The organism is Kaarinaea lacus (assembly GCF_975902315.1).
In genome coordinates, this window is sequence record NZ_CDLKIE010000397.1 from 1 (window position 1) to 3,948 (window position 3,948).

3 protein-coding genes and 1 tRNA gene are annotated in these 3,948 nt (G+C 45.6%); all 4 read right to left on the reverse strand.

The genetic code is table 11. The features are described from left to right. Positions 1 to 1,393, reverse strand: a 1,393-nt coding sequence (locus ACWVCM_RS12590) for a hypothetical protein (RefSeq protein WP_455202106.1), incomplete at its 3' end; no start/stop codon positions are given. 650 nt (positions 1,394 to 2,043) lie between these two features. Then, positions 2,044 to 2,120, reverse strand: a tRNA-Met gene (locus ACWVCM_RS12595). A gap of 117 nt (positions 2,121 to 2,237) precedes the next feature. Then, positions 2,238 to 3,329 carry a redox-regulated ATPase YchF gene (ychF, locus tag ACWVCM_RS12600; RefSeq protein WP_455202107.1) on the reverse strand — a complete coding sequence of 364 codons (1,092 nt, stop codon included), beginning with the start codon at positions 3,327 to 3,329 and terminating at the stop codon, positions 2,238 to 2,240. Between the two features lie 22 nt (positions 3,330 to 3,351). Next, positions 3,352 to 3,948 (reverse strand): aminoacyl-tRNA hydrolase (gene pth, locus ACWVCM_RS12605; protein ID WP_455202108.1); only part of this gene is annotated, 597 nt, incomplete at its 5' end.

Below are 3,948 nucleotides of genomic sequence, written 5' to 3' on the forward strand. Positions count from 1 at the left end.
CTATAAGAATAGACCCTTCTAGGTTTTTGAAAAGGCTATATAGGTCATCTTTTGAACGATAGATGAGCGGCCAATCCAGTGCATAATCCATAACCAATTGGTTGGGATTTCCGACGTTAAAGTTGCCGATAATCAGCTTACCACCCGGCATCAGGCTCTGAAAAAGCCGGCTGGCTGCCATTGCGGAGGCAGAATCCGACAAATAGTCAAACAAACCTGACGAATAAATCAGGTTATAGCCCTGCTGGTCCGTGCCACGAATGATGATATTTTTGATAGCTTTGTTTAAGTAACGGAATTTTATGGATTTTGGATAGCGCGCAAGCAAGCGCTTGAGTTGCCGCTGGGTGGCTAATAAAGCCTGTTCGTCCTGGTCCAGTAAATCGACCTCCAGTCGCACCCCATCTGGCAGCATGGGAATTAATTTTTGCCATTCCATCGCGGGCCCGCAAGCCACTGATAATACTCTAATTGGCTCATCCCCATGGGCATGCTCCTCTACGACACCCGTAATTTTCTGAACCAGGTAATCTGCACGATTGCGCACTGCCTGCGCAGAAGGCTCATTGATGAAATAACGCTGCAAACAACGCGCAAACAGGGACTTACCGATGCTCTCCGAGCGATAGATCAAATTCATCATTTCAAAATCACCCGCATAGCCCAAAGGCTTGGAGTAAACCCGGTTCGCAAATGGCGCCTGGTAAATCAGGTCATGCAGTTTATGCCTCAGAAACGCGATGGCCTGTTTTTTAATTTCATCACTTTCTTCCTGAATTTCCTGGGCAAACGCCATAATCTGCGCCGGAAACACGTCAGCAAAAAAGTCTGCTAATTGCTGCACTATCGCTTCCTCATATTCAATTTGTGCATCCTGACTGGTGTATTCCTGTGCTCGTGCCATGGCATTTATTTTCGATTTTAACTGCTCGAGCCAGTCTTTGATTTCGTAAACCCTGGCTTTAATACGATCTGGAAGCTCGGTCGATGCCTCAACATACTTCTTGTGTTGCTGCACTAGCTGGTGCGCGGCTTTAATGCCATCAAGCCTGTCAAAATCCAGAGGCTCGCCGGAAATTTCGTACGCTATGCGATATTCACCACTAACGAGACGATCACAACGTTTCTCATGAAGATCCAGATTGACGACTTTGATATCCGCGTAGTTAAACGGTACTGCGGATATTTCCTTATCGAGCCTCCTGCTGCTTAAAATAGCAACACCAATGGCGGAGTAATCGACAACTTTTACCCGTTCACCATTGATCGTTAAGCTAAAGAGTGAATTCGTTGAATCAACGCGCTCCTGTCGGAGTCGAATTACTCGCCCACCATGTTTTTTACTACTTATATTGAATGATTCATGAACATGTGCATTGGTTTGAGATGCCACGGTTTACTTCCCCCCCTCGTCTTAGGTTAATAACAAGGATGTTAAATTGTGGAAACACTATATACAGCTGGACAGCTTTTATTATTAGATAGGAAAAAACTCGAGTACTTAGACTCAGTTTACAATAAGACAATGTGTTTACGTAGTGTGAAATTGTGAAAATTTTGTATCAATTTTCTTCTCGGTTTGTGTGACGATGATTTAAAGAACATAGTTATGATGAATATGGCAAACTTAACAACCAAAAATAGCTGTGCTATTCATTCATACTGTGGACTAAAGACAGTGCGGGATTGACTGTATTGGTCAAATTTTATATCACTTAAATACATCTCCCCTATAACTGGCGTTTTTGCGTGGATGAATTTGAACATAAAACATCCTGTTTGCGCATGGAAGAAGAGGTTTGGAATGATGCAAATTAGAAATGGTGGCGACGGGTAGATTCGACAATCTTGCCGGGAGCAAGATTGGTCGCACGAAGTGCGCCCGTAGGGCGAGCGCCACGGACGACATACATGGATGGATAAGTGTCGCGGGAGCACAGGGATGTGCGAAGCGACCGGCGCGAGACAGCTACGACCCATATAAAAAGTGGGGTCGGTCTATAATAGGCTTTTAAATAAGAAGATACTTCAATCGATTAGAAATGGTGGCTACGGGTAGATTCGAACTACCGACCCCATCATTATGAGTGATGTGCTCTAACCAGCTGAGCTACGTAGCCACGGGGAGGCGTAAAGATACCGGAATCAGGTACCCCTATCAAGTTAAAATGCTCAAACAATAGTCTGTTTTTTAACACACCCTGCAATTTATCCAAGATATTTCAACAGGATAAATACTAGACATTAAAACGAAAATGCATGACATCACCGTCCTGGGTAATGTAATCCTTACCCTCGAGACGCCATTTGCCGGCTTCTTTTGCGCCTTGCTCGCCATTGCATTCTACAAAATCGTCATAGGAAACCACTTCGGCGCGAATAAATCCTTTTTCAAAATCGGTATGAATTACACCCGCCGATTGTGGCGCAGTGGATCCCACTGGAACCGTCCAGGCGCGCACTTCTTTGACACCCGCTGTAAAGTAAGTGAGTAATCCCAGTAATTTATAACCGGCACGGATCACACGATTTAAACCGGGTTCGTCTAAACCGATTTCCTGCAAAAACTCATCGCGTTCGTCTTCTTCCAGTTCCACCAGTTCAGATTCTATGGAAGCACATACAGCAACGACTTCTGCTCCCTCACTGGCAGCCAGATCTATTACTTTGTCGAGATAGGGATTGTTTTCGAAGCCGTCTTCGGCCACGTTTGCAATATAAACGGTGGGCTTACTGGTCAATAAAAACAAATCCCGTACCAGTTGTTTGTCGTCATCGGACAAGTCCAGGGAACGCACTGGTTTGCCACTGTCGAGGTGATCACGAATTTTCTCCAATACCGCCATCTTTGCTTTGGCTTCTTTGTCACCACTCTTTACGATCTTACTGGTCTTGGCGATATTCTTTTCTGTGGAATCAAGATCAGCCAGTCCAAGCTCCGTGTTAATTACTTCGATGTCCCGAATGGGATCAACTTTCCCTGACACATGCACGACATCATCATTTTCAAAACATCGTACTACATGGGCGATAGCATCTGTTTCACGAATGTTGGCAAGAAACTGGTTACCCAGCCCTTCCCCCTTGGAGGCGCCTTCCACCAGACCCGCTATGTCAACAAACTCAATGGTTGTGGGCAGTACGCGTTGCGGTTTAACGATATCGGCCAGCTTATCCAGACGTGGATCTGGCACAGGCACTACTCCCACATTGGGTTCAATGGTACAGAAAGGATAGTTTTCCGCCTGAATGCCGGCTTTTGTCAGCGCGTTAAACAAGGTTGATTTACCAACATTGGGTAATCCAACAATACCGCATTTAAACCCCATTATGTTTCCCTTTCACTACAACTTACTTTTTAGAATGCAAATGATTCATGGCTTTTTGAAACTCGCCTTCAACAATTTGCGATAATGAAACCAGTGATGCGTCTATGGCATCCAGTAGCTGTGCTTTGTCTGCGCTGGATGGTGGACCCAACACATAATTGGTGACTTCAGCGCTGGATCCCGGATGCCCGATACCAAGGCGAAGCCGCATAAACTCTTTACTACTAAAATGCGCAATGATATCGCGCAATCCATTGTGCCCCCCATGACCACCACCTTTTTTTAATCGCAGTTCACCCGGCGGTATGTCTAACTCATCATGAACGACCAGGATGTTTTCTACAGGGACTTTGTAATACTTGGCTAGCGCTGATACGGCCTGACCGCTGTGGTTCATATAAGTCATTGGCTTGATCAGCCAGACTGTTTGACCGCTCACGGATATTTTTCCAACCTCACCATGAAACTTACTTTCATGACGAAGACTGCATCCTTTTGACTGGGCGAGCTGGTCTACAAACCAAAAGCCGACGTTGTGTCGCGTGCCCTCATATTTTGCACCGGGATTTCCTAAACCGGCAATGAGTTCAACTTTCGACGACAACGTCGGCTTTCCGAG

Coding starts and splice junctions, on each gene's coding strand:
- ychF (WP_455202107.1), bottom strand. CDS start 3,329: ATGGGGTTTAAATGCGGTATTGTTGGATTACCCAATGTTGGTAAATCA.